This window comes from Armatimonadota bacterium (genome assembly GCA_016125185.1).
GTDB lineage: Bacteria > Armatimonadota > Fimbriimonadia > Fimbriimonadales > Fimbriimonadaceae > Fimbriimonas.
On record WGMG01000006.1, the window covers coordinates 395,955 to 420,121 of the forward strand.

Consider the following 24,167-nt stretch of genomic DNA (forward strand, 5'->3'; position numbering starts at 1 on the left):
CTAGTTACTTGCGTCGCTCTTTAATTCGGGCGTCCTTACCAACCTTGTCTCGCAGGTAGTACAGCTTTGCGCGTCGGACCTTACCGCGTCGAGTGACTTCGAACTTTGCAACGTTGGGCGAGTGGACTGGGAACGTTCGTTCCACACCAACGCCGCTCGTAACTTTGCGAAGAGTGATCGTTTTGGCAATGCCACCGTGCTTGACGGCGATGCAGGTGCCTTCGAAGAGCTGAATTCGGGACTTGTCTCCCTCACGGACTCGGACGTGAACCTTTACGGTATCACCCGGCCAAATGGTTGGCGCGTCTGGGTTGATATTCCCCTCGGCGACGCTGGCCAAGATAGCTTGTTTCGACATAGTTTTTGTTACTTCCGTATCCGTATTGCCTGCATTCTCCAGAACGCAAAATCGTAAACCCGTAGGTTTTGCATCCAACCCAGAGGCGCAACGGAAGTTCTGCGCTTAGGCCGAACTTCCATTCTGGCATATTTTCGACTCGAAAATCCTTGTTGTCAGCGGTTACCGCAAGAACTCGGGGACCTCGTCGCCGTCCTGCTTCGGAATATGGTTGTCCACGTAGCCAACCTTGCCGATTCGGGTCAGGGGGAGCCAGATGAATTCGGCGCGTCCAACGATGGCAGATCGAGGCACGAGACCCCATCCTCGGCTGTCAAACGACCCGTTGCGGTTGTCGCCCATGAAGAAGAAGAATCCGGGCGGAATCTTCTCGGCCGGAAGGTCGCGAACCTTCGGCCATTCGGCGGGGTCCTCAATTCGATACTTGGCGGCGACGTCGTACGGTCCGCCGAGATGGTTCGCGTCGTATTCCGTGTAGTTCAGCGGGATCAGCTCACCCTTGTACTTCACGAGCTTCCAATTTGCCTTGGGATAGGCGTCGACCTCGGAACCTTCCAGGAGTCGGAACTGGGAGTTCTGAGGCGGGTTCATGCTTTGGGTGTAGTGCTTGTAGGGCTCCCAAAGGTGCTTGCCATTGACGTAGACCTCGCCCTTTCGAATTTCGATGAGGTCGCCGGGTTCGCCGATGAGGCGCTTCACAAAGTCGGTGTTGACCGTTCCGTCGGGGTCGATTTGGTCGGGCGTACAGGCCTCGGCTGGCGGTCGAAAGACGACGATGTCGCCCCGCTTCGGCTCGGTATAGCGGTAGATCAGCTTGTTCAGGCCGATGAAGTCGCCCACCATACAGGTCGGGACGAGCGAGCCGGTTGGGATTTGGAACGTCTGGAAGAAGAATGGCCGGATGACCATGAAAATGAAGATGGCAGCGTAGATGATCGAATCGCAGAATTCGCTGACGCCATTCAGGGCCTTCCAAGTGGTATCGCGTCGGTGGATGGGCGCATTCTTAATGAATTTGTAGGTTGCAACCCGGTATGCCGACAACACGAGCGCCAAGATGAGAATTTGGCTGAGAGGCGTCCTTGCCAAATGGTCGACGAGTTTTTGGATGTCCATATTTCTTGAGCGGGTCCTGCCAACGTCTATTCTACAGACTTAAATACTACTAAGGCCACGGTTGGATTGAAAGTTCCGACTGTTAACCTTCGAGCAAGTCGGGTCTGCGGGTCCTGGTTCGCTCTTCGGCCTGCTGTTGACGCCACTTGTCGATCGCGCCGTGATTGCCGCTCTTGAGGACGTCGGGAATGGGGATGCCGCGCCAGACTTCAGGGCGCGTGTAGTTCGGTGCGCCGAGGAGATTGTTTTGGAAGGATTCTTCGTCGAGCGAGTTCTCGTTGCCGAGCACGCCGGGGATTAGGCGAACCACGGCGTCCGCCATCACGAGAGCGGGCATTTCGCCATTGGTGAGCACATAGTCGCCGATCGAAAATACGTGGGTCGCGAAGGTTTCCTCGATTCGATGGTCGATGCCTTCGTAGTGGCCACAGACGAAGATGATTTGGTCGAATTCTGCGAGTTCTTCGGCGTGTTTTTGGGTGAAGGGGATGCCGGATGGTTCGGTGATGACGATGGCGGTTGAGTTTGGAGTTTGGAATTTGGAATTTGGAAGGTGTTCATTCCCGTTTTGCACGATCGACTCACCCGGTTCGTTCGTGCCTCTCTCACCGACCTCTCTCTCAAGAGAGGTATCTGGCTCGTCTGTTTTCGGCAGACCGTTCTGCAAACTGCCGACTGTCAACTGCCAACTGGAAAGGCTCTCAATCGCCAACGCCACTGGCTCGGCCTTGATGAGCATGCCCGGGTGGCCGCCGTAGGGGACATCGTCGACTTTCTTGTGCGGGTCGTAGCAAAAATTTCGCGGATTGACGACAGAAAACTCGACCAAATCCGACGCCTCGGCCCGCGCGAGGATCGAGTGGTCGAGGGACGACCGAATCCAGTCGGGAAAGAGCGTGACGAAGGCGATTTTTTTCATCGGAAATGGGGACGGGCAACCCTTATTTTGACCGAACCCGAAACGGTATCCTATTACCCATGTCGAATATCCCAAGCGACCTCAAGTACACCAAGTCGCATGAGTGGGTCCGGGTCGAAGGCGGCGTCGCGACCATTGGCATCTCTGACTTTGCTCAATCAGAACTCGGAGACGTGGTTTACGTCGATCTTCCCAGCGTTGGAAAGGTGCTCGCGGTTGGCGACATCTTTGGTAGCGTCGAAAGCGTCAAGACGGTTTCAGACCTTTACGCTCCGGTTCCTGGCGAGGTCGTCGAGGTCAACGGTGCGCTTGCCAACGAGAGTCAATTGGTCAACGACGATCCGTACGGAGACGGTTGGATGATCAAAATTCGGGTCACGGCCGAAATTCCGGGCGACCTTTTAACCCCTGAGGCATACGGAGCAGTCGCTCAGTAACGATGCCCTACGTACCACACACCGAAACCGACACCCAAGATATGCTTGCGGTGATCGGTTCTCATTCTATTGACGACTTGTTTCGCGAGATTCCCGCGAACCTGAAGGTCGCTCCGGGCTCGCTGAACCTGCCGCCGGCACTCGACGAGCATCGTCTGATGGCGCACTTGACCGAGATTGCGAGCAAGAACCTCGACTGCACCAAACTTGTCAGCTTCCTCGGCGCAGGCATCTACGACCGCTACATTCCCGCCACCGTAGGGGCCGTCATTTCGCGAGGCGAATTCCTCACCGCCTACACTCCTTATCAGCCGGAGGCATCGCAGGGCTACCTCCAAACCATCTACGAATTCCAGACGATGGTCGCCGAGCTGTACGGAATGGACCTCGCTAACGCCTCGATGTACGACGGCGCAACTTCGATGGCGGAAGCCGCCATCATGGCGACCGGCATCAAGGGTCGCGAGAAGGTCGTGGTGAGCGAAGCCGTCCATCCGCACTACAGGCAGGTACTGGCCACCTACTGCTGGTCGATTGGAATCGACGTCGTGACGGTGCCGGCTAAGGACGGTGTGACCACGGAGTGGAATGCCGCCGATTCGGCTTGCATCATCGTTCAATATCCCAACTTCTTTGGTTGCATCGAAGACCTCGCTGCCGCTCGTAAGGCCGCCGACGAGGCGGGGGCGCTGTTGATTGTGGTCGCTGACCCGATCGCCTGCGCATTGCTACGATCTCCGGGTTCCTATGGGGCCGATGTGGTGGTTGGCGAGGGTCAGCCGATGGGCATCGCGATGGGCCTTGGCGGTCCAGTCGTCGGCTTGTTTGCCTGTAAGAAAGAGTACGTTCGACACATTCCGGGGCGAATCGTGGGCAAGACGAAGGAGCTTCACGGCGACAAGATCGGCTATGTGATGACGCTTCGCACCCGCGAGCAGGACATTCGGCGCGAGAAGGCGACTTCGAATATCTGTACGAACGAGGCGCTGATGGCTCTGGCGGCGACGGTTTACATGATCGCGCTGGGCAAGAACGGCATGACTCAGGTCGCGACGAGTTCGGTGCGGAACACACAGTACGCCATTTCGGCCCTGAAGGGGATTGGCGTCAAGGTCAAATTCGGCGGGAAGGTCTTCGGCGAATTCGTCGTCAGTCTTCCGAAGAACGCGACCCAAGTTCGGGATGCGATGATCGAAAAGGGATTCCTGGCCGGGCTACCTCTGGGAACCTACTACGATGGAATGGACAACGATCTGCTAATTGCGGTGACTGAGATTCGCTCGAAGGAGCAGATCGACGCATTTGTTTCGGCGCTCCAGGAGGTGCTCGCGTGAGCCGAACCCAAAAGATGCTCGAAACTCCGCTGATTTTCGACCAGTCCCGACCGGGACGAATCGGATGCAACGTGCCGCGATGCGACACGCCAGAAGTCGATTTGAGTTCGGTGGTGGGTGAGACCCGGGACGACCTGCATCTGCCGGAAGTCTCTGAGCTTGAGCTCCTTCGCCACTTTACGAATCTGAGCCACATCAACTACGGGATCGAGACGGGCTTCTATCCGCTTGGCTCGTGCACGATGAAGTACAACCCGAAGATCAACGAGCAGACGGCTCGCTTGGCTGGTTTTGCGAATCTACACCCGATGCAACCGGTTGCGACCATCCCCGGAGCAATGGAGATTCTGTACGGAGTTCAGTCGATGCTGATGGAGATCACCGGCTTCTCGACCATCACGCTTCAACCGGTGGCAGGAGCGCACGGCGAGATGACGTGCTTGATGCTGATCAAGGCGTACCATGAGTCGCGCGGGGAAGCAAACCGGACGATCGTGCTGGTGCCGGACTCGGCGCACGGCACGAACCCGGCTTCGGCGGCGCGGTGCGGGTACTCGGTGAAGTCGATTCCGACCGATGCGGCGGGCAATACGGATCTGGCTGCGTTGGAGGCTGAATTGGCGCTCGACGGTCCGAATGTGGCGGCGTTGATGCTGACGAATCCCTCGACGCTTGGTTTGTTTGAACCAAATATCGAGAAAATCTGCAAGATGCTTCACGAGGTTGGCGGGCAGGTGTTCTGCGACGGCGCGAACATGAACGCGATGGTCGGCACGACGCGACCGGGCGACCACGGCTTCGATTGCATGCACTTGAACCTGCATAAGACGTTTAGCACGCCGCATGGCGGCGGCGGTCCAGGTTGCGGCGCGATTGGTCTGCAGAGCCACCTTGAGCCGTTCTTGCCCAAGCCGGTGATTCGGCTTTCGGAAGGGAAGATCATTGCCGATGAGGAACGTCCACAGTCGATTGGGCGAGTGGCCGGGTTCTACGGTCAATTCCTGATGGAAGTTCGGGCGTACACGTACCTTCGAGCCTTTGGCAAAGAGCACATGGCGGACATTTCTCGTTATTCGGTTTTGAATGCGAACTACGTTCGCGAGCGATTGAAGGACGTTCTTCCTCCGGCGCATGACCGCCCTTGCATGCACGAGTGCATTTTGACGGCGGAGAAGTACAAGAAGGAGCACGGGGTTCGGGCGTTGGACATCAGCAAGCGATTGATCGACTATGGCTTCCACCCGCCTACCAACTACTTCCCGCTCATCGTTCCCGAGTGTTTGATGATCGAGCCTACGGAGACGGAGACCAAGGAAACGCTGGACGAGTTTTGCGACGCGATGATCGCGATTTGCAAGGAAGCGGTCGAAGACCCAGACCTTCTGCACGACGCGCCTTCGACGAAGGTGGTTGGTCGTTTGGATGAGACCCTGGCGGTGAAGTCGCTGGACGTCCGCTGGTGGCCCGCTTAGAAGGTAGGGTCGATTAATTTCGAATCGGATGAGCCATCGATAGGTTCGACTCATCCGGTTCACACAGCTTTGCGTGTTCACCGGCTTCTCTATCCAGAGAAGCATCTTGTCTTGTCGACGAAACGAGATGCTCCTCGGATTTCTTGCTAACCGGTGGTTTAACCCAGCCATTCAGGCAGGGCTACGATGAAACGGGGCAAGTTAGATTTCGCTGGCTTCCATTGGTTCGACTCATCCGGTTCACACAGGTTCGCGTGTCCTCCGGCTTCTCTATCTAGAGAAGCACTTGTCTCGTGTGGCGCCGACGAGACGTGTCGTTTTGGCACAAAATGGCACGAGTGAGCTTGGGAATGTGTACCCTATACCGGTATATCTTGCACTCAAGCGTTTAACTAATGGGATAGTGGAAAAGTTATAGTTTAGAAGTAACGTCTTAGTATTTGCTGTTTTGGGCTGTTCGTCCTATACTGGCGGCATGTCGATCCAACAAATGCAGGTTCACAGTCGATTCCGCTTCTTTGAGGCCTCGACCATATCCGAACTCGGAATGAAAATCCGAATGTTCACCGCCGGTGGCGCGATTGCCGCCAAGAGTCTGAGCATTACGCACGTCGCGTCGCGCAATGTTTATGTGCTCGTTCTCGGTTTTGCCGAGCTTCAAGCTGGCTACCCGGTCAAGCTCACCGAAGTCGAAATCGGCCCGATGCCCACCGATGGAGAGATGGATGCGATCTCGCAGGCGATGGACGCCAAAGCGCATGAATTGGGAGAGGTGATCAGTCAATCGACGACGATTGGGCCTGATGGCATCATTCGAACGGTTTTCATGCAAGTCGTCTATATTGGATAAGGGCCCTTTTCCGGTTACAATGGAAGGGTGGTAGCGCGAGAGCGGCTGGAAGCCGAGAGCAAGCTTTTTGTGGGTCTTTTTGGGGGATTCGGCGTGCTGATGTGTCTTTCCGTTTCTTCCTTTTTGCCGATCTACCACGCCGAGTGGTACCGCTATTTCGCGGCCATTGTCCTAACCTTGGTCAACAGCTGGTCGGCATGGGCGGCCTGGCGCACAGGGTATGGCGCAAATTTGCTTCGTTTCCCGGCCGCGGTTTGGGTGATGAGCCTCTTGGCGGTTGCGGCGGTGAGAAAGTTCGAAGTCTCCGACCTGCCGGTGGTCTTGCTCTTCTTGGCTCCGTTTTTGACGATTGCCCTATATTCGGCCATTCAATACCGGAAGCCGGATGGCGGAAAACAGTTGGGAGTTCCGGTTGGGATGGTCCACAACTACAAACGGCTCGGCTGGAAGTGGATGACCCGGCCTCAGTTAGATTTTTGGTTGGTGTGGGTTGGCATTTTGACCTCGCCTACGCTTGGAATCTACTGCTTTGCCAGGCTTTGGGACCGTACATTAGGGAACGCGTGGGCCTACCTTCTGGCTTTCTTCGGGGTGGTCTATTTAGCGATTTTCGCCTACCAGTGGTTCAAGGCTTTGGGTAGTCGAGGCAACTACAAGAATGTCGTCGTCTCGGCTGGACTGGTCCGTGGGACGGGGTTGCTGTACGCTTATTGTTTTCGGCCCGATATGGAACCGTGGACGGCACGATTGAGTGGTTTCTTAGTGGTCTTCGGGATTACATCTTTGATTGAGAATGCCTACGGTCGGTGTTGCGAGCGCCAGACTCAAGAGGGAATTCTCGAATATGAGTCTCTCGAAGGACCGTCCGTCGGCCTGTGACCTCATTAGTGGTCGAGGGTAGGAATGACGGCGTCACGAATATGGCGCGAGACGTTGACTTGCTTAAGCGGGCCGAATCCGGTGTAGGTGGGGCTCGAATCTATTTTTGGGAGTCGGTTTGGGTGACGCTCGGCAACAGCCAGGTGGCCTCGGATGTGTTGTTGGATTTGTCGGTGCCGCACGTGGTTCGTCCGACCGGCGGGGCGGCGGTGCTACATGGGCATGACCTGACGATTGGGATTGCCATGCCTTTGACGGCCCTTGGGTGCGAGGGAAGGGAAGTGAAGAAGGCTTTTCTCGGGTTGACGAGACCGATTCTTACCGCTTTGAATGCGGTTGGGATTCCGGCGGTTCTTGGGCGTGATTTGGCGGGGCGTGGAGTGGTGGATTCGCCCTATTGCTTTGGGATGAAGTCGGACTACGACGTGTTGCGCGGAGACACGGGCGAGAAGATCTGTGGGTGCGCGATGAAGGTGTCTCGTCATGCGGCGTTGGTTCAGGCGAGTATTCCGATTGGCGAGCCGCTGGTCGAGCCGTCGCGGGTGGTTCGGGATTATGTGGAGACGTCGGCGAGTGTGTTTGACCTTGATGGTTTTGTGGCGGCTTTTCGGGATGAGATTGGTGTTTGACTAGCGCTGCCGGTAGAGCCGCTTCTCGACCCTGGCTAGGTTAGTTCGCCACTTTGTGGCTTGGTGGTCGCAAGATTGTTTCGGTGAAGGCTTGGCTCATATTTTCGAGATGGCAGCTATGGTCTCTTGAGATGGCTGTTATCATCCACCCCATCGCTTCGCGCCACCCCTCCGATCTTCGGAGGGGAGATGGTCGGTCGGCATTTAGTGGCTTGGGCGGGGCAAATCCCAGCTTTGCAGATGTCTCTGCCATTGCCAAGAACTTGGATCAATCCAAAGAAAGTGGATTTTCCCCTCTCGTCGTTCCGCCTGTGGCTCTGCGGAACGACACTCTTCCATGCCGAATCAGCCTTTTTGGCAGTTTCGGCATGGACCCTCCAAATCTCCTTCGGACAATTTGGAGAAAGGTTCTGCGTCGCTTCGCGCCACCCCTCCGATCTTCGGAGGGGAGATGGTTGGTCGGCATTTAGTGGCTCGGGCGGGGTAAATCCCAGCTTTGTTTGCAGGTGTCCTTACCGTTGCTACCATTATTTCTAAGTGCGAGTGCAGAGAGATGGGTGGGTCGGAGGCGGGTGAACGAAGAGAAATAGATTTTCTCAGTGCGAAGCGCAAAGGAAAATGCGGACGTGCCAGAAGAATTCATAATATGCTTTGGTACAACGATGTCCGATAACCTGATTCCTGGCGCAAGTTTTCTGTCCGGCGAGGTCGCCCGAGTCTTCACCCCTGAGGATTTTGGGAGCGATGAGAAGCTGATGATCGATACGGCGGAGCAGTTCTGCCGGAGCGAGGTCATGCCTCACCTCGAAGCGATCGACGCACAGGAAGAGGGGTTGATGCCGAAGCTGATTCAGAAGGCGGGCGAGCTTGGGCTCTGCGGCATCGACAGTCCCGACCAGTACGGCGGTTTGGGTTTGGGCAAGAACCTGGCGGCGCGAATCCTCGAATTTATGAGCTTGAACGGCTCGATGAGTGTGACGTACGGCATCACGAGCGGGATCAGTCAGGTTGGGTTGAGCCTATTTGGAAACGAAGATCAGAAGGCGAAGTATCTGCCACCGTTGACGAGCGGCGAATGGATCGGCGCTTATGCCCTCAGCGAGCCGAATTCGGGTTCCGATGCGTTGTCGGCGACGACCAGCGCGGTGCAGAAGGGCGACAAGTGGGTGCTGAACGGCACGAAAATGTGGATCAGCAATGCCAAATGGGCGAACCTCTTCCTCGTGATGGCGAAGATCGATGGGGAGCAGTTTTCGGCGTTTTTGGTCGAGCGCGACACGCCAGGTCTGACCATTGCTCGCGAAGAATACAAGATGGGCCTGAAGGGGTCGTCGACGGCGCGTATCGTGCTGGAGGATGCCGAGATTCCGCTCGAGAACCTCCTTTATGAACCGGGGAAAGGGCACCATGTCGCCTTTAATGCGCTGAATATCGGCCGGTTCAAGCTTTCGTCGATGTCGATCGGTCCGGCGCGAAACGCAATCGAGCTGGCAGTGACGTATGCGCACGACCGGAAGCAGTTTGGGCAGAGTTTGTCGTCTTTCGGCCTGATTCAGAAGAAGCTGGCGCAAATGGCGGGGTGGTTTTTTGTGGCCGAGTCGGCGATTTATCGAACCGGCGCGATGATCGACGAGGCGTTTGACGCCTTGGGCGGGACTATCGAAGGGAACCGAAAGGCGGCGGAGGAATATGCGATTGAGTGCTCGGCGTGTAAGGTTTTCAGCACCGAGGTGGAGTCGTACATCATCGACGATGCGCTTCAGATTTTTGGCGGCTACGGGTTTACGGAAGAGTTTCCGATTGCGCGGCACTACCGCGACGCACGGGTCAGCAAGATTTACGAGGGAACCAACGAGATCAATCGAATCTTCTTGGCCGACCGGTTCCAGCGGAAGCTGAAGGCGGGGCAAGTTTCGGTTGGGGAAGGTCGGTCTTTTATTGAGGATCTGGCGATCAAGGCGATTCAGCGAGATTTGGCCGGGCAAATTGAGATTGGGGCGGCGTCGGATTTGCTTCTGCTCTCGTACGCTGAGCAGTCGGCGAAGGCTCGGGCGGAACGGCTCGGGGCTCAGGCTTTGCTGGGCACGGTTCAGGGGGCGATGAACGCAAAGGCGGCGGAGGCGTGGCAGACTCTTACGGGCGAGTCGGTTTCGTTGCCGCCGGTTGGGAAGGCGGATTTTGCGGCGGTGGCGGAGATGGTTCGGCACCATAACGGGGCGGTTCGGTTTAACTAGGGTTTTGTTTGTTGAGTGTTATCATCCACCCCGTCGCTTCGCGCCACCCCGTCGATCTTCGGAGGGGTGGCGCGACCTAGTGTTTGCTGGACTAATTTGCGTCCAACAGGTCCCCCTCTGGACGACTAGGAGCCATGCGGTCACAGAACTGGTGGAGAAGTCTCATATTTATGCTGGGTCGGCTATCTGATCGCCATACGCATTTGAGCAGATTGAGTTTCTTTTGTAGCATCGTTTAACCTAGAAAATGCGAGTGCTCTCCACCTTAGGATTGGTGCAAGCGCTTGGCTGAGAGATTGAAGCGGTCTTATCTCAGAGCCTTATGGTGCTTCATGCATTGTCGTTGCGGTTTCAAAAGTCAATCCACATTGCAATAATCTTTCGTGGTTAGGCGCGGACTAGCACGACTCAGACTCAGCTAGACTTATCGAAAGTCAGACCAATGACGTTGTCGTCGTCTTTCGTATCCCATTCCTGGAATATTTCGATGGATGGATGAACGTCAGAAAGCCACTCAGCTAGACGCAATGAGCTCCATCTCCTCAAGGAAAGTTTGCCTTCTTGGCCAAAAATGGTGAACGCACTCTCCACCTTATGACCTGCTGACAGAACGACGTAGTCGCTCGCATATATAACATCGACGTAACCCAGGCGATAGGACCACGAAGAAAACAATTGTTGGACTGTGAGATTTGCTGGAGAGCTCCTGGCAACAATGAAATCTAGTTCAATGTGCTTGGGCATCGTCTCCATCGAATAAATATATTCGAGAAATGCCTCCGCTCGACTGGGCACATAGCAAAGCAAATGTGTTGAGCTCCTTAGGCTCTGTGAGAACTCGTTAACGCCGACCTTGGCAGTCAGCAAGTTCAAAATGGCTGTGCTCGGACCTTGCGGGAGACCACCTAAATCATCGCGATGCAGGTAAAGGGCGTTCCGGATGTTTCCCTTTTCAGAGTTCGTTATGATCTCGAGATCTGCAAGCGCAGACACAAGGGCATTAGCCGACCTGAAGCCGGTTGCTTCCTGCAACTCTCTTAGGGTCTTGCCCTTCAAATGGCTCTCGCTGGAGGTTCCCATGAGCTCGGAATCCTGACTAAGATACCAATATTATCAGATTCTTACATGAATTTCTACACAAATTTTTCATAGCCAGTGAATATAGATTCTATTGTGGCAAAAAAGATGATTCCATTTTGTCTCAAAAATCTTTGAATATAAGTGAATATTTGGAGTTAAATGGCCTCGCGTGTCTCGTGGAACGTGATGTCTTCTAGGATTGATATGTAACATTTTACATATTTTTACACATTTCTACATAATCTCGTCCTTGTTGGTGTATATTGGCATTAATGGATTGGCTATCGAGGCACGATGCCTCAAATTCAAATGCGTGCAATTATGGAAGGTTCTTCTTTTTCCGAAATAATGACTGCGGCAGTGCTTGCTGGAGCCGGAGCAGTCCTAGTCAAAGTGGCTGAAGAGGCTTTTCACCGCTTCACTACCGATAAGTGTTCTATCCGGATTGAGTTAGAGGGTGAGCCAGTAGCCCACGCCCGACTCGTCGTTCTTGGATGGAGGTCATTTTTGGCTAACGAATCAGGTTGGGTGGAATTTCGAATTCGAAAGGGAACCGAGTTGGAACTTGCTGTCTTCGACGACGAATTCCCCTTTCTGATTCTAAACAGCTTGAAGAAGCAATATTGCTTTGTTAAGCGCGTAGCATCGCAGGCTGACCCGCTTGTGCTGAAAGTTAGGAAGGCAAATATACGTCGTGGATGACATTGGGCAGTAATCTCGGTTTAATCCCATTTCCGGTTTTTGGCTTGTTCCAGCGTGGGGCAGTGCATGGCTTTGCGCTCGGCGTCGCCGATGCCGGTGGTGTCGAATGCGTCGAGTTTGAAGGGGCCGCCGCCGTCGCTGGAGTACTGGGTTCCGTACCGTTGGCGGTATCCGGCGGAGAGGGACATACGGTCGTAGGTGGCGGCGCAGAGCCAAGCGGCTTCTTGGCGGCCGAGGAGGAGCGAGCAGATGGAGAGTTCGTGGGCGAGGGCGTAATCCTCCCAGCTTGAGCCGTGCTGGAGGACGAGCGAGGCGTGGTCGAAGTCTTCGGCGGTGACGACGCGGCCCTTCTTGAGCAGGTCGATGATGCGGGTCTTGCGCTTTTTGTCGCCGTCCATGATCTCCTTCATTTCCTTCGAACTGAGCTTTGACCAGTCCTTGGAGCGGACGGCTTGGTCGTCGGCGCAAATCTTGGTGACTTCCTCGTCGCTCTTCATCTTGGAACTGCGTTCGACGGCTTTGTCGGGAGCGAGGAAAACGTCGCGGATCGACTTGGGGGCGGGATCGACCTTGAATCGGTCGTCTAGGTACTTGATGGTCCCGATGGGCTGGCGGCGACCGGTCGCCAGTACATAACCGTCCCATGTCTTCTTCACTTCCTCGCGGGCTTTGGGGTTGCCGTTGGCGAGGGCGGCGAGGCATAGCTCGTGCTTGACTCGACTGATTTCGAAGCGAAAACGGACATCGGTGACGATGGACGAGGCGCGGACGAACTCATCGGGGGACTTCAGGTCGTCGGCTTCGGCGAGGGAGAAGACCCCTTGGTTGACGGTCAGGAGTTTCAGGATGTCGAAGTGCGGCGCTTGGTTCGCCTTGTAGGTCTCTTCGAGGTCGGTGAGGGAGGTCAGTTGAGTTACGGCGAAGGCGAGCACTGGGACCATTCCTTTCATTGTAGACAAGAAATCTGTCCCAGTACCAGATTTATTTACGAATCTTGACTTGCGAACTGGACCAGTCCAACACTATTGCCGTCGGGATCGTGGACGGTAGCGGACCAGCCGACGCCGGGAACGGGCTGTTTGGGGTCTTGGGCGGAGCCGCCCAGGGATGCGGCCTTGGCAATGGTGGCGTCGATGTCTTCGACTTGGAACCAAACGCTTGGCGAGTTGCCGACGACGATGTTGTCCGACTTCATGAGTCCGCCGATATGCTGGTCGCCGATGCCGAAGACGACCATGCCCTCGATGAAGCTTCGGAATTCCCAGTTGGGGAAGAGGCCGTGGAAGAACGCCTGTGACCGAGCGAGGTCGGAAACATTGAATTCAATGTGACAGATTGTGTGCATGACGGGACCATGTTACAGGCTTTAGCGTGGTCCTCAGTTATCCAAAATTGCGCTTCTTGTATTCGGTTGGCGTGACTCCGAACGCGGCTTTGAAACGGCGGCAGAAGGTGGGGACGCTTTCGTAGCCGACGGCGAGGACCACGGCGGCGATCTCCATACCCGAATCGAGCAAGCTTTTCGACCATTCGAGGCGGCGACTGGCGAGCATCTTGATGGGCGATATTCCGTAGGTATCGCGAAATAGGCGGATGAAATGGCTTTCGGAAATGCCGGCGACGCGCGAGAGTCCGGCGACGGTCAGGTCCTGGCCAGGGGCGTCGAGGATCAGCTTGCGGGTGAGCTCGACCCGCTCCAGCAGTTCGGCCCTGGTGGCCCACTTTTGGCGCGGAACTCGGCTCATCGCCAGTGCATAGGGGCAGGGGCCAGGCATACCGAGATTATAACGCCGGGTAGTCTCGCGGCATGATCGCCGCTCTTTGTTTGGTCGCCGTTGTCCAGGCCGATGTGTACGTCGGGGTTCGCGGGCTGGACTCGAACCCGGGAACCGACAGCCGTCCGATGCGGACGATCATGTCGGCGGTACGGCGAGCGCGGGAGTTGAAGGCGCATCGGGTTGTAGTTGGTGCAGGCGAGTACCGATTGTTGGATTCGATCGAGTTGGGGGCGGAAGACTCGGGGTTGGTGATCGAGGCGGGGAAGAACGCTCGGCCGATGATTACGGGTTGCGTCGACGTGGCTAAAGAGTCGTGGAAGAAGTGTCGCGATCGGGCGGTTTTGGATCGGATCATCGATGCGGAAGCCTGGGGCAAGGTTTGGGAGATCGACTTGGGGGCATTGATTGGTAAGCCCTTGCCTGCAGCGGCACCGTACGGATTTACGACGCCGGTTTCGGTGGCGGGCAACGAGCTTTTCGCCGACGACAAGCCGATGACGGTGGCACGATGGCCGAACGAAGGCTTTGCCAAGGTGGCCGAGGTGGTTGAACCGGGAAACGGCGAAGAGGACCAGAACAAGCCGCCCAGGAAACCGGTTTTCTTGGCCAATTCGGATCGCCCGAAGCTGTGGGCGAAGGCGTCGGACGTGTGGCTTTATGGCTATTGGAAGTTCGATTGGGCGGACGAAAGCATTCTGGCCGACTCGATCGATGGCGCAACCGGGCGAATTACGCTTTCGAAGCCGCACAGCTACGGGGTGACGAAGGGGGCGGACTTTTTTGCGGAGAATCTGCTGGAGGAACTGGACCGGCCAGGCGAATATTTTGTGGATCGGGTCGGGGGGATGGTGTATTTCATTCCTCCGGATGGTGCGCAGACGATTCGCATTTCGGCACTGGATAAGCCGTTGATTCGGGCTACGAAGGCCTCGAAAGTTGTTTTGCGCGACATTGATTTGGCCTACTCGCGGGGCGACGGGATTCGATGTGAGGACTGCGTCGATCTGAGGATCGAGGGGTGCCAGATGTACAACCTGGGCGAGCGAGGGGCGGTGGTGAATGGTGGCCGGAATTCGGGCCTGTACGGGTGTAACGTTTGGAATACGGGCGAGGGCGGGGTGACGCTTTCGGGCGGAGATCGGAAGACGTTGACACCCGCCGGGCTGTATGTTGAGAACTGCAATATTCACGATTTTCAGCGCCGGACGCAGACGTATCGACCAGCGGTTAGCGTTAATGGGGTCGGCAACATTGTCCGTCATTGCGCTCTGCACGACGCGCCACATTCGGCGATTATTTATGGCGGCAATGACCACCTTTTTGAGCTCAACCGGTTCTATCGGACTTTGAAACGGACGGGGGACGGCGGGGTGGTTTACACCGGGCGGGACTGGACGGCGAGAGGGACGATCATCCGCAACAACTACTTCTTCGACAATGTCGGCATGAGCAAATGGGAGCCCGCGATTTACTTCGACGACCTGGCTTCGGGGTTGACGGCGACAGGGAACGTGATCGAGCGGTGCCATTGGGGCTTTTTGATCGGTGGCGGTCGCGACAATGTGATCACCGACAACGTCATCGTTGACTGCAAGCTCGGGTTTGACTGTGATGCGCGGGGTCTCGGTTGGGCGGCGAAGAGCGAGCCGACGATGATGGAGCGGCTGAAGGCGGTGCCCTATGAGAGCGAGCCTTGGAAGTCTCGGTATCCGCAGTTATTGACATTGTTGGCGAACCAGCCGATGGCGCCGATGGGGAACGTTTTGAAAGGGAATCTGTTGGTGCGGTCGGGGATGGTTTTGGACCGGACCGAGGCGCCGTTCCAGAAGACAGCTTTGTACGAGGGGAATATCGAGTCGTCGGCGTCGGGGGATTGGGAGAAGATTCCGGGTGCGCCGAAGGTTCCGATTGGAAAGATGGGTCTTGTGGAGGACAAGGTTCGGCGTCGGTTGCCGGGAAAATGGGATTGAGTTGGGATTTTTGCGGTGGTAAGGGCGTTGCCTTCACTGTGGGGAATAGCGTAAACAAATTGCCTTTTGTTCGGTCCGCTATCCCCCGGTTCCTTCGTCACCGACCCCTTCGCCAAGAGGTAACTGGGTTTGGGATAGTAGGGATTTTGGCGGTTGTAATGGCGTTGCTTTCGGCTGGGCTTCATCCGGGTCGCGTCGATTACGCTTCGCCCTAACGACTCACTCGGTTCACTCGCAACTCGTTCACCGGCCTCTCTAGCCAGAGAGGCATCTCGGCTCTGACCCTTCAAGGTTTGGATTGGAAATGTTTGGGAACTAGTTGATTGGCCCTCACCCGTCTCCTGACACAGGTCAGGAGCCACCCTCTCCCATTTTCACTTCGTGAGAAATAGGTGAGGGACGTTTGCTGGACTCAGGATTCAGCGATTGGAACACGCCGTCACATTTCTTGTGAGCGAGACGCTCACAACTCCCAGGGGTTGTTCACCTTGGCGAATGTGCCCTCACCCGTCTCCTGCTGTAGTTCAGGTGACAACCATCCCCGTTGAAACTGCCTATGTGGCAGTTACAACTACGGACCCTCAATTCAATAATTAGGAGAGGGAAGTCTTTCCGTGGACCGACTCTAGTCTTCCCAGTGCATGGCCATGTCGCCTTTAAGTTCCTGGAGGTAGTTCAGTTGGGCGTCGTGGTAGCCGTTGTGCCAACAGCACGAGAAGGCGAGATCGAGGGGGCTGGTGTCGCCAGTTGGGAGGGGGATGACGCGGGCCATTTCCTCGGCGGGGGTTGCTTCCCAGGCTGCGATGAGGGCGTTGGTGCCCTCGCGGACGCCGTCGATGGCGGCTTGCTTGGTGCGGAAGCTTTCGGGAGCGAGCATCCAGCCACCTTCGGGCCACGGGTCGGGGGTTCCGCCCTGGATTCGGGTTGCAAAGCGGCGGTTGACAAAGGCGACTTCGTAGCTGAAGTCGATCGGCTTGCGTTCGGACCCGCCCATGCCGTTGAGGAGGTCCGATTCGGACATGGATTCGAGGTCTTGGAGGTAGCTGTCGCGGGCGAATCCGAGCTGTTTGGTGATGAAGGCTTTGACGGTATCGAGGCTCATAGGGCAATCATAGCCGGAATGGAGGGGCGATGGAACTACTGGGACGGCCCCGGCGGTAACGAGTTTGGAATATGATGGTGGGAATGAAGGTTCGCGGGTTTGGGATTTTGGCGGCGGTGGCGCTGACTTGCTGGGCGTCGGCTCAGGTTGAGCGGGGCGCGCCATTGCCTCGGAAGGCATCGCTAGGTGCGCAATTGGGAGTGGTGAGCCCCGAGCAGGCGAAGCAATTTAATGCGCCTGTGGGCTCGGTGGACATCGTGCGAGTGATTCCGGGTACGACGGCGGAAGCGCTTGGGCTTGAGGTCAACGACGTGTTGTTGAGTCTGAACGGAGCGAAGACGCCGACGGTGGCGGCCGCGTTGAGTCAACTGCGAAAGGTTAACGGCGGCGATACGCTAAAGGTGAAGATCCTTCGGGGTGGGGCGACGATCGAGCGAAGTGGGAAGGCAGTCGAGCGTCCACGACAGAAGGGCGACGGCATCGTGGTTGCTTACGACCAAGTCGTGAGTTTGGGCAAGCGGATTCGGGTAATCGAGACGCATCCCGAGGGCGCAGGACCGTTTCCAACGATCTTTTGGATCGGGGGAATCGGGGCGTATTCGCTGGACGGCGAGTATCCAGGGATCGCCTATGGCAACATCATGGGTCCGCTCTCCAAAGAGTATGCGATAGTGCGCATCGACAAGCCGGGGCAGGGCGATAGCGAGGGGCCGGAGTACACCGACCTGGGCTTTGATACGGAACTTGATGCCTACCTACAGGCGTTGCGGCTGACTAAGACCTTGGGCTTTGTGGACTCGAAGCGGATTGCGATTGTGGGTCACAGCATGGGCGGCGTGTTCGCGCCGCTGGTCGCCTCGCAAGAGCCGGTCGCGGCGATTGCGGCATGCGCGACGATCTCGAAAACTTGGAACGAGTACATGCTGGAGAACACCCGACGTCAGTCGCTGCTGGGTGGGGCGTCGCCGGATGCGGTCGATCAAGAATTGGTGGAGATGAGCGCGATCTGCGACCATTTGTTTAACGAGCAGATGAAGCCAGCGGATATTGCCAAGAAGTATCCGGCGCTGAAGAACCGGCTGAACGGGATCATCCCGGACGGGAAGACCTATTCGGGGGTTGGGATTCGGTTTTTCCAGCAGTTGGCGAAGCGGAATCTGCCGGCGGCCTGGCTGAAGGTTGACGCCAAGGTGGCGGCAATCTGGGGCGAAAACGACTTCATTTCGACGCGCTACGACCATGAATTCATTGCCGACATGATGAACAAGAAGCATCCGGGTTCGGCGGAGTTCATTTTGGTGCCGCATAGCGATCACGGCTTCTTCAATACGGATTCGTTTGCCGATAGCCTGCAGAAGTGGGGAAGGGGCGGCAAGTTCAACCCCAATATTATTCAGATTTTGGGCGATTGGCTGAAGAAGTCGATCGGACCCTAATTGAGGTCTTTGGAGCGCTCGTCGTAGGTCGCGCGGACTTGCTGGGCGAGCTGTTCCATTCGGCTAGGATTGGACTCGACGTTCTTTTCTGCTTTAGGAGCGGCTTGGTCGTCGCGGCGAGCGGTGGCGGATAGGATTTCGTGCTCGGTGACGTCGCTGGCTGCGTTGGTTTCGGCCCGGATGGCGGCGACAAAGGGGAGGAGTTCGACGGCCTTTTGCTTGATGATGCGCTCGCGGTAGGCGGCTTCGGAGTCGAAGCGGACGTTGCGGTCGCGGATCATCTGTTCTTTGTTGCGTTCGATGACTTCGAGGAACTCGGGACGCATGTGGGCCATTTGGGCTTTGGCTTGCGCCCACCACTCATCGTCGGTGACGGCCTCCTGCTCCTCGCGGACCTTTTGACGATTGGGATGGGCGGCCTCGTCCTGCAGTCGAAAGTAGGTTTCGATCTGCCGCAGGAGTTCGCTTTGCGTCATCGTTGGTTTACTTTACGCCAAATGATGGCGATTAGGAGGCAAAAAGGGGTTTAGTGTCGGTCTCTGATCTCTTGGAGTTTCTGGCCTAATTGTTCCATGCGTTTGTGTAGGCGTTTCGAGTGGGCCTCCCATTTTTCTTCGGTGAGGTTGGCTGGGTCTTCGAATTGCGCCATCTCGGCCCGATGAGTTTTGCCGTCTTCGATGAGGAGCGCGAGAAGGTCCCGCTTCTTCGGGTTTTCCATTTGGCCAAGACGATCTTCGAATTGGTTCAATGCCGATTCAGTGAATGCGCGATGTTTGCGCATGGTGACGATTTGGATTTCGTCTTCGGTGATTTGGCCGTCGATGTTGTTTTCCCGTCGATACTCCAGGATATGCGGGAGGAGTTCTTCGGCTTCGTGGGAAGCCATTTGCTCCACGTCCATGCGGTCCAATGTGGTTTCTTGATGTCGCGACTGAATGACTTCTTCTTTGGTGCGGCGATCGAAGTTGCGGAGGCTGGGGGGAAGTTCTTGTTTCTGGGCTTGGATTTTTTCCCACCACTCGTCATCGGTCAGTTTGTCCGATTCAGCCTTTTGCTGGTCGTGGTGACTTTTGATGTTCAAGTACTTCTGACGAAAGTGATCCTCTAGTTGGCGGAGGAGGTCATTCGAATCCACGAATGTATTGTAATGTAGGAATGTGAGATGAAGGTCAAGCGATTATTGGTCGGTGCCTTTGGGGTTCTCGTCGCTTTGATGGGGGTTGGGATTTTGGCTGATGCATTGACGGTCCAGATGCGGCCATTTTCGTGGGATTCGTATTTCGGTCAATGTTGGAAGGATCTTGTTTCGGGGGTGGGCCTGTTGGTCCTGGGATTGACGATCTTTTTCTTGCGGGAGTCGAGGTCCGTAGTTCGAATTTGGCGTCGTTGAACGTTGTTTGGGGTCTAAGGCGGTGATAATCGCTTTGCCTCTTTTGAGCCTTCGGCTGGGCTTCGCCCGGGTCGTCCCGAGGATCGGGACTCCTCGGACTCTTGCCGGTACGGGTTGGCACCCAGCCCTACGAGCCGATTCTCGGCTCTTCGGACTGGGCTAAATTAGGACGGGCCTTCAGCCCTGCGTTGGTCAGGGGTTGTTGGTTGATTGGCAGGGCCGAAAGCAGTTTTGTTTCTGGTGACTCTTAGTTCGCTGATGAGCCTCAACTTGCCACACTAGAAGTTCTTGAATTCCGCCACCGTTTGCAATAGTTATGTCGATGATCCCTTGTCGCATGCGAAGTCAAGACGGGCTTCGCCGGGGTCGTCCCGGTCGGGACTCCTCGGACTCTTGCTGGTTCGGGCTGGTCTAAGCTAAATCGGGCTTTTAGCCCTGCGTTGGTTACCGTCTGAAGGTTGGCTGGCTGGACCAGAAGCCGTTTGATAGGAGGATCTCACATTTGAGCTTGGCCTGAATCTTCATGAAGGTCAGTGGATGATGGCTGTATTGATGCACCGAATTGGCCTTGGTTCCATTGATCTTTCCTTGAATTAGCCAGCCTTGAGATGCTCAGTACTTCGGTAAACATGTAGACGTGTTTACCAGTGCCACGACTTAGCCTTGATGGGCAATCCCGATTCGCTTCGCTCATTTCCCTACGGCGGGAACTTCGTGATGCCCACCTTCCCAGTGGCTCGTCGGCTACGAGGATAGGTGTCGGTTCTTGCTCTTGGTTTGAGGGGATTGGTCTTATTTGGGTTGAGATGAAGCAAGTGATGCCGTCGTGATTCATGTCAAACTATTGGGAGCATGACGTTCCAAGAGTTGATCCGCCGCCTCGATGAGTATTGGGCAGCCCAGGGCTGTGCGATTCTTCAGCCGTACGACGTGGAAGTCGGCGCGGGGACGATGCATCCGGCAACAACTCTGCGGGTGCTTGGACCGGAGAGTTGGAACGTGGCCTACATTCAGCCATCGCGACGTCCGGCGGATGGTCGATACACGCTCAACCCCCAGCGGAGCCAACGGTATTACCAGTACCAGGTCATCATGAAGCCGTCGCCGGACAACATCGTGGACCTTTATCTCGGTTCGCTGGACGCGATCGGCATCGACACGACGAAAAATGATATTCGGTTTGTGGAGGACGACTGGGAGAGCCAGGCGGCGGGTGCGAGCGGCGTGGGTTGGGAGGTTTGGATCAACGGCGCCGAGATTACGCAGTTCACGTTTTTCCAGCAGATGGGCGGAATCGAGTGCAATCCGGTGTGCGCTGAGATCACTTACGGCCCTGAGCGGCTGTGCTTGATGCTGAACAACCAGCAATCATTTTGGAAGGATCTGGAGTGGAGCGACGACCTCAAGTACTTCGATGTGGACTACCAATTGGAGTTGCAGGATAACGTCTACAACTTTGAGGTCGCCTCGACGGAGATGCTGTTTAAGATGTTCGACATGTATGAGGAGGAGTCGAAGCGCGTGATTGAGACCGAGGTCTTTTGGGACGCGAAGCAGGGAATCCTGACGGCGGCCGATCCGGGAGGAGAGAAGGTTTTGCCTCCGAAGGGCGCGGGGCCGGCCGCGCTGGTGTACCCGGCGTTGGATTTGGCGCTGAAGTGTTCGCACATTTTTAACTTGCTGGATGCTCGGGGAGCAGTTGGCGTCACGGAGCGGGCGAAGTATATCAATCGGATTCGCGGTCGCGTGCGCGCGTGCTGTTTGAAGCATGTGGAGCAGTTTAGAGTGGCAGTTAGTTAGGGGTTCGCCGTCAATCCCCCGGTTCGCTCGTTTCTCGCTTACCCTCCACGGAAAGCGCATCTTTTTGATGCCCTTTCCGCGGACCCTCCTTCACCAAGGGGCATCTTAGGGAGCCGCGAGCGGCTAGCCGCAAGCAAGTATTAAGCTATCGCCAGTCAAACCAGACGCCCATCGTCTCGGCGCGACGTTCGGTATTTAGTTTGTAGGCTTCGACGGCGTCGGTGGGAAGGAAGCGGTGGGTGTTGAGGCCTTGCACCGAAAAGCGGCCGGCTTGGACTAGATCGTAAAACTTGGGAATGATCCTGGTCTCGTGCCAATCGGCGGTTTCATGACTGATGTGGCAACCGTGGACTCGAACTCCGCGAGTCAGGACGTCGGGGGTTAAATGCTGTCCGGCGGGGGTGCCGGTGTCGCCGAGCAAGATGACCGTGCCGAAGTTGCGCGGAATAGCGAGCGCCTTCTCCATGACGGATGCGAAGCCCGTGCAATCCACAACAACCCGAGGCTTTGCCCCGAAAACCTGTTCGACGTGCGGACCAAACTCTTCGACGGTGCCGAGCATGGGGTTAGTGACGCCGGCTAGTTCGGCCATGCCGAGGCGCATGGCGACCGTGTCGCAGATCGTGACTTTGCATCCAGCGGCGAGGAGCCAGCGACACGCCATCTGTCCGACCGGGCCAGCGCCGACGACGGCGACGTCATCTTGGAGGCGGATATCGCCCGCATCGAGGATCATGGAGCCGATCATGGCGAGGGCCGACCATTGGGCTTCCTCGTCGGAGATTGCGTCTGGAATCTTGACGACGCGTGTGGTATCGACGATGTGTTCCGATGCGTGGGTAACGCGCGTAAAGACGCGATCTCCAACCTTAAAATCGGTGACGTCGGGTCCGACGGCGACGACATCAGCGACGACACAATAGCCGGTTCGGAAGGGGTATTTCACCCATCGATCGAAATGGGTTCCGGGGTCGAAAAGGCGATTGAGGCAGATGCCCTCGGTACCGGTGCTGATGAGCGACGTGCGCGTTTGGAGGTGAATTTGGTTCGCGCCGAGGTCGCCAAGTTTGAACTCTTGAAGCTCGACAAGACCTTTGCCCTGGAAGACGATCCCAAATGCCATTTTTCCAGTCTATCCAAATGTGGTTTTCTCTCCGAACTATAATGAGGTGCTTATGGACGTAAAACGTATCATCGCCGAGAGCTATTTGGCAGCTGGATTCACTGATGAGTTCATGGATCGGGTAGCCGCGATCTCCGAGATTCGGCAGTTTGGCGATGGTGACTCCATCGTTCATGAAGATGACGAGACGGCCGATTTGATGATCTTGGCGGAAGGGAAGGCCGAGATTGTTCGCATCACGGGCGACACGATTGCGTATATCAAACCGAATATGCCGTTTGGCGAGGTGGCTTTTCTCGATCATAAGCGACGTTCATCGTCCGTTATTGCAAAGGGCGACTGCAAAGTGGTTGTCATCCCCGAGGAGCCTTTGCGGGAAATGCTTCGCGCCGAACCGGAGATGGCCGTTCGTGCCCTGATCAACCTTAGCTCGCTGCTGTGCGAACGACTTAGGAAGGCGAACCAGCAGATCGCTGCCCTCAACGCGATCGAAGAGTTTCAGCGTTAGGCCGCTCGGCGCTTGGCGACGTACATCACCTGATCGGCTTCGGCGACGGCCACATCCGGCGTGTGTTCGGGGGTGAGTTCGATCGCACCATAGCTAATGTGTAGCGGAATGCTCGCGCCCACGTAGACTAGCGGATTTTTGGCGAGGATGGTGTTGACGCGCTCAAGTTTGGCTTCCAGTTGGACGAGCGAACCCCGATAGAGAACCGCGAACTCATCGCCTCCATAGCGGACCACCGAGGTGCCAGGAAGAGAAAAGGTCTCGGTTAGCCGATTAGCTATGGCGACCAGCGCGGCATCGCCACATAGATGGCCACGGCTGTCGTTGATGTGCTTGAACTTGTCCACGTCCATGATCGCGAGGCAGTATTTTTCGCCATGAGCGATCTTGGCGATACCGACGGTGAGGAGAAAATCGAACGCACTGCGGTTTCCGAGTTTGGTTAGGTGGTCGGTTCGGACGGCCTTCTCGGCATGCTTGAGCTTGGTGCGAAGGACTTCGACATGTTGAGAAGCGACCTTTCGGACGAGCTTTGCGTCTTCGCGGTGCTTTTCGACGGCGGAGTTCAACGTGGCGATTTCCTTCTTGATTCCACCAATGACTTCTTCGTAGCTCTTGGCGCTTTGGAGGCTGAGCAGGCGGGTGGACGCGGACTGGGTGGCGTCTTCGAGCGTGTGCCCGGTGGCAATGGCGCCTTCGAGTGACTTGAGGACGTCGCGGAGGCCATCGTAGACCTCGGAAATGCTATCTTCGATGGCCGAGCGTTGTCGGCGTGAGAACTTGGTGATGATGGACTCAAGTTCATCGACGATCTCGCCGAACTGAGCTTGGCTGATTTCGGGCACGCAAGCCTCGTTGGCAAGGGTATCGACATCCTTGATGAACTGCTGCGAAACCGGGTCGTTGGGAACGATGACCAATTTCTCAAAACCCTTCGACGCAGCGACCCCGAAGCGAATCGCCGACGGACTACTTGGGGCTAATTTTGCCCACTCCGACCCCTTCTTCCAAAACATCCCAAAGTAGGAATGCCATATGATTTACGACGTG

At 56.3% G+C, this 24,167-nt stretch carries 24 protein-coding genes; 12 read left to right on the top strand and 12 right to left on the bottom strand.

The features are described from left to right. Positions 1 to 4 precede the first annotated feature (4 nt). The 3 genes from GC165_09670 to trmD all read right to left on the bottom strand — a co-directional run bounded on the left by GC165_09670 (position 5) and on the right by trmD (position 2,393). Complete coding sequence (locus GC165_09670; protein MBI1333134.1) at positions 5 to 358, bottom strand: 50S ribosomal protein L19; 354 nt, start codon at positions 356 to 358, stop codon at positions 5 to 7. 162 nt (positions 359 to 520) lie between these two features. Beyond that, on the bottom strand, positions 521 to 1,474 hold the full coding sequence (lepB, locus tag GC165_09675) for a signal peptidase I (GenBank protein ID MBI1333135.1): 954 nt from the start codon (positions 1,472 to 1,474) through the stop codon (positions 521 to 523). 82 nt (positions 1,475 to 1,556) lie between these two features. Further along, entirely contained in the window at positions 1,557 to 2,393 is an 837-nt protein-coding gene (trmD, locus tag GC165_09680) for a tRNA (guanosine(37)-N1)-methyltransferase TrmD (protein MBI1333136.1), read from the bottom strand. 59 nt (positions 2,394 to 2,452) lie between these two features. Here trmD and gcvH point away from each other — a divergent pair, with 59 nt between their 5' ends. From gcvH to GC165_09715, 7 genes are all read left to right on the top strand, one after another. Further along, complete coding sequence (gene gcvH / locus GC165_09685; protein ID MBI1333137.1) at positions 2,453 to 2,830, top strand: glycine cleavage system protein GcvH; 378 nt, start codon at positions 2,453 to 2,455, stop codon at positions 2,828 to 2,830. 2 nt (positions 2,831 to 2,832) lie between these two features. Further along, entirely contained in the window at positions 2,833 to 4,164 is a 1,332-nt protein-coding gene (locus tag GC165_09690) for an aminomethyl-transferring glycine dehydrogenase subunit GcvPA (GenBank protein MBI1333138.1), read from the top strand. Between the two features lie 14 nt (positions 4,165 to 4,178). Continuing rightward, positions 4,179 to 5,636 (top strand): aminotransferase class V-fold PLP-dependent enzyme, encoded by a 1,458-nt coding sequence (locus GC165_09695; protein ID MBI1333139.1) that lies wholly within the window; start codon positions 4,179 to 4,181, stop codon positions 5,634 to 5,636. A 475-nt stretch (positions 5,637 to 6,111) separates the two neighbouring features. After that, the gene (locus tag GC165_09700; protein ID MBI1333140.1) at positions 6,112 to 6,486 is read left to right on the top strand and encodes a hypothetical protein; all 375 of its coding nucleotides are present in this window, start codon (positions 6,112 to 6,114) and stop codon (positions 6,484 to 6,486) included. 27 nt (positions 6,487 to 6,513) lie between these two features. Continuing rightward, positions 6,514 to 7,365, top strand: a complete 852-nt coding sequence (locus GC165_09705) for a hypothetical protein (protein MBI1333141.1) — start codon at positions 6,514 to 6,516, stop codon at positions 7,363 to 7,365. A 41-nt stretch (positions 7,366 to 7,406) separates the two neighbouring features. Then, positions 7,407 to 7,994 (top strand): hypothetical protein, encoded by a 588-nt coding sequence (locus tag GC165_09710; protein ID MBI1333142.1) that lies wholly within the window; start codon positions 7,407 to 7,409, stop codon positions 7,992 to 7,994. 662 nt (positions 7,995 to 8,656) lie between these two features. Further along, positions 8,657 to 10,228, top strand: a complete 1,572-nt coding sequence (locus tag GC165_09715; GenBank protein ID MBI1333143.1) for an acyl-CoA dehydrogenase — start codon at positions 8,657 to 8,659, stop codon at positions 10,226 to 10,228. 414 nt (positions 10,229 to 10,642) lie between these two features. Here the strand turns inward: GC165_09715 and GC165_09720 are convergent, their stop codons facing one another. Next, a complete protein-coding gene (locus GC165_09720) occupies positions 10,643 to 11,308 on the bottom strand; it encodes a hypothetical protein (protein MBI1333144.1) in 666 nt (221 codons plus the stop codon). Between the two features lie 294 nt (positions 11,309 to 11,602). On the opposite strand from GC165_09720, the gene GC165_09725 reads away from it, so the two are divergent. Next, entirely contained in the window at positions 11,603 to 12,010 is a 408-nt protein-coding gene (locus tag GC165_09725; GenBank protein MBI1333145.1) for a hypothetical protein, read from the top strand. 20 nt (positions 12,011 to 12,030) lie between these two features. Here the strand turns inward: GC165_09725 and GC165_09730 are convergent, their stop codons facing one another. Genes GC165_09730 through GC165_09740 form a run of 3 tightly spaced genes read right to left on the bottom strand, consistent with a single transcriptional unit; the run spans position 12,031 to position 13,785 of the window. Continuing rightward, positions 12,031 to 12,951, bottom strand: a complete 921-nt coding sequence (locus GC165_09730) for a hypothetical protein (GenBank protein MBI1333146.1) — start codon at positions 12,949 to 12,951, stop codon at positions 12,031 to 12,033. A 44-nt stretch (positions 12,952 to 12,995) separates the two neighbouring features. Further along, positions 12,996 to 13,355, bottom strand: coding sequence for a hypothetical protein (locus tag GC165_09735; GenBank protein MBI1333147.1), 360 nt, complete (start codon positions 13,353 to 13,355; stop codon positions 12,996 to 12,998). 37 nt (positions 13,356 to 13,392) lie between these two features. Continuing rightward, positions 13,393 to 13,785: a helix-turn-helix domain-containing protein gene (locus GC165_09740; GenBank protein MBI1333148.1), complete on the bottom strand. Its 393-nt coding sequence runs from the start codon at positions 13,783 to 13,785 to the stop codon at positions 13,393 to 13,395. A gap of 32 nt (positions 13,786 to 13,817) precedes the next feature. Between GC165_09740 and GC165_09745 the strand changes: the two genes are divergently transcribed. Further along, positions 13,818 to 15,758, top strand: coding sequence for a hypothetical protein (locus GC165_09745; protein MBI1333149.1), 1,941 nt, complete (start codon positions 13,818 to 13,820; stop codon positions 15,756 to 15,758). 625 nt (positions 15,759 to 16,383) lie between these two features. Here the strand turns inward: GC165_09745 and GC165_09750 are convergent. Beyond that, a complete protein-coding gene (locus GC165_09750) occupies positions 16,384 to 16,860 on the bottom strand; it encodes a hypothetical protein (GenBank protein ID MBI1333150.1) in 477 nt (158 codons plus the stop codon). Between the two features lie 71 nt (positions 16,861 to 16,931). Here GC165_09750 and GC165_09755 point away from each other — a divergent pair, with 71 nt between their 5' ends. Beyond that, complete coding sequence (locus tag GC165_09755) at positions 16,932 to 18,296, top strand: alpha/beta fold hydrolase (GenBank protein ID MBI1333151.1); 1,365 nt, start codon at positions 16,932 to 16,934, stop codon at positions 18,294 to 18,296. Here the strand turns inward: GC165_09755 and GC165_09760 are convergent. Further along, entirely contained in the window at positions 18,293 to 18,772 is a 480-nt protein-coding gene (locus GC165_09760; protein ID MBI1333152.1) for a hypothetical protein, read from the bottom strand. The two genes, GC165_09755 and GC165_09760, sit on opposite strands and share 4 nt — an antisense overlap. Positions 18,773 to 18,822: 50 nt before the next feature. After that, positions 18,823 to 19,431: a hypothetical protein gene (locus tag GC165_09765; GenBank protein ID MBI1333153.1), complete on the bottom strand. Its 609-nt coding sequence runs from the start codon at positions 19,429 to 19,431 to the stop codon at positions 18,823 to 18,825. A 1,107-nt stretch (positions 19,432 to 20,538) separates the two neighbouring features. Between GC165_09765 and GC165_09770 the strand changes: the two genes are divergently transcribed. Beyond that, positions 20,539 to 21,486 carry a glycine--tRNA ligase subunit alpha gene (locus GC165_09770; protein ID MBI1333154.1) on the top strand — a complete coding sequence of 316 codons (948 nt, stop codon included), beginning with the start codon at positions 20,539 to 20,541 and terminating at the stop codon, positions 21,484 to 21,486. A gap of 145 nt (positions 21,487 to 21,631) precedes the next feature. Here GC165_09770 and GC165_09775 read toward each other — a convergent pair whose 3' ends face one another. Next, positions 21,632 to 22,609, bottom strand: a complete 978-nt coding sequence (locus tag GC165_09775) for a zinc-binding dehydrogenase (protein ID MBI1333155.1) — start codon at positions 22,607 to 22,609, stop codon at positions 21,632 to 21,634. Positions 22,610 to 22,661: 52 nt separating this feature from the next. Here GC165_09775 and GC165_09780 point away from each other — a divergent pair, with 52 nt between their 5' ends. Continuing rightward, a complete protein-coding gene (locus GC165_09780; protein ID MBI1333156.1) occupies positions 22,662 to 23,117 on the top strand; it encodes a cyclic nucleotide-binding domain-containing protein in 456 nt (151 codons plus the stop codon). Here GC165_09780 and GC165_09785 read toward each other — a convergent pair. Then, positions 23,114 to 24,133 (bottom strand): diguanylate cyclase, encoded by a 1,020-nt coding sequence (locus tag GC165_09785; protein MBI1333157.1) that lies wholly within the window; start codon positions 24,131 to 24,133, stop codon positions 23,114 to 23,116. The genes GC165_09780 and GC165_09785 overlap by 4 nt on opposite strands. Positions 24,134 to 24,167 lie beyond the last annotated feature (34 nt).